Annotated in this window: 1 protein-coding gene; it reads right to left on the bottom strand. The window is 28.8% G+C overall.

What is annotated here, in order from left to right; genetic code table 11:
• Nucleotides 1-1,045: 1,045 nt before the first annotated feature.
• Nucleotides 1,046-2,362 (bottom strand): IS30 family transposase, encoded by a 1,317-nt coding sequence (locus B5E48_RS13285; protein ID WP_087298333.1) that lies wholly within the window; start codon nucleotides 2,360-2,362, stop codon nucleotides 1,046-1,048.
• Between the last annotated feature and the right edge of the window lie 111 nt (nucleotides 2,363-2,473).

The raw sequence follows: 2,473 nt of genomic DNA on the forward strand, positions 1-2,473 counted from the left end.
TGCTCCTATCAATAAAATATAATGATAATCTTCAACCATTAATATAAGCTTATTGTAATTAACAAAAGTAGGATAAATAGAGATAGGTGTTTCATCTATTTTTAAACCAATATGTCCAAGAAGTTGGCGGATATTAGAAAGCAATCGCAACAGGCCCTAGTTTTATGAGCATTGAAATTTAAAAACTTTAGTATAATGATAATGTTAAATTCTCTATGTATAATAGTGTTGTGGTTGGAGAAATTATAACACTAAAAATAAGAAGAAAAGTCACATAAATAATTTGTATAAGTTCATTACTTACAAAGTGTAACTTTAAATATTATTTGATATTTTCATGCAATTATTGAAGAGTGGTATTTTATGGTAAAAAAGAATAGAAGCGAGAGAAAGAAAAAAATCTTTCATTGTAAGTTTATGGTTTATCTGAAATATGAAGATGTAAATTCTTAAATCTATTAAAGTTTTAATATCTATTCTCTAGTCATAATTTAATTTTTATTATCTTACTTTTCCCTTCTTTTGCTTTTTCTGGTAGCATTGTCATATTTCATACTAATTATTTTAATAATTCTTCTTTGAAGTTAATGTTAACACTTGTTCCACAGGGTATTATAATTCCTTAGAAATATATGTATATTTTCGAGATGTATTGTCAAATACCAGTATATGAAGAAGATAAATTTTAGATATATTTTCAAATTTATTATAAAATAGTTGATACATATGTTACTGTTCTTCTTAAAATATTATTTTGAGTTTACTTTTTATATAGAAAGATACTGATAACTATATCAGTTGTTAAAAATCAGTTGTTACAAAAATAATTTAATTTGAAAAGTAAATTCCACTTTTTTTAAGACTAAGTTCTACTTAAAAAATATTGATAAGTAGAACTTAATCTTGGAAATGACATAATTTATATTTTTAATTTTTGTGTTTGTGTATATAATGTACTTGAAGTGAATTTCAATTTTCTTATGGATTGTGATGAATTTACAAGACTAAATTCTACTTTTTAGTGTTCCTCATTTTCAATCCTTTCCTATCTGTTTTTATTAAAAATTGAATTGTTTAGAGTCACTTCATCAGGCTTAATATATTTGATGTGCAATGCCTGTAATAATTCTTTGCCCCATATGAATTCCGTTACTTCATAGGGGCTTTTATTATTCAATGAATATCTCTTGTATGAATTGATATGTGACATCATATTCCAAATATCTCTTTGATGAAGATTGTTGAAAGTCTTTCCTTTTGGCAGGAAATATCTTATGAATTCATGATTCTTTTCACAGGAACCTTTTTGATCCGATCTATTGGGGTCGCAAAAAAATACTTTTAATCCTAGTTCCTCAAGATAAGCTATGTCCGTGAATTCTTTTCCATTATCTGTAAGTATGACCTGAAAGAAATTTTTAAAGAGATCCTTATCATCAAATCTTTCATAATATAATTCAAATACCTGTGCAAGATGTGTATTTTCCTTACTTGAAATAAAATGGGCAATTTGAAAATGCGTTTTCACACAATGCAGGGTAAGGAGAAGATTTTCACCTTTGATTCCCTCAACAGTATCCATCTGGATGACATTGGCGTCGGGATGCTCGTTCATATAAGCGAGATAATCATCATATGTGCGATTTTTTCTTAATGCAGATTTATTGATTTTTACCTCATTTTTCCCTGCTTTTCTCTTTCTTTTCTTGAATCTAACCCTTCTAGGGAGGTCAATGTTGGCACATTCAAGAAAGCCAGCATCAATGTAGTTGTAAACGGTACTTTGAGAAACGCCAATCTCACCAGCATGTGAAGCAAATATATGATTGAGAGATTGAGACTTATCTCTGACAAGAGGGCTTACAATGGAATCAATTTTTTTGAGTTCTTCTTCAGTGACACTGATGCCAGTACGTGAACTGACAAGAGCTTCCATATATTCTTTGTGAGCATGGGAAGGGTTGTAAAAATATTTTATTGGTTTACGACAATATTTACGAGAATCACAGCCATTGCATACATAGGGTGCTCTTTTTAATCGCTTACATATATGAAGCTCAAAATCAGGACAAACGCTTTGACATATGTCACAACTTCTACAAAATTTGAGATTGCATTTGACATGAGAGCATAAATGAGTATGTGTGCAGTTTTTAACATGAGCACAGGTGCCATTTTTACTAAGGGTATTGGAAATTCTCTGTTCAATTCTATGTTTCCTGATTTCTTTGGAAACAGTAGATTTATCTTTTGAAATAGCTGAAGCAATTTTAGAAACGGAATCACCATTTTCTAGCATGGTAAAAATCTCATTACGTTGATCAGCAGTCATATGTTTATTTTTAGAAATATTTTCATTCATATCATTAATCCAGAAAATGAGGAACAAATAATCAATAACATATAACAAGAAAATTCGTAAGACTAAATTCCACTTTATTTTTTAAAGTAGAATTTACTTTTACAATTAACC

Origin of the sequence: Massilimicrobiota sp. An105 (genome assembly GCF_002161155.1) — a bacterium.
Classification (GTDB): Bacteria; Bacillota_I; Bacilli_A; order Erysipelotrichales; family Coprobacillaceae; genus Allocoprobacillus; species Allocoprobacillus merdigallinarum.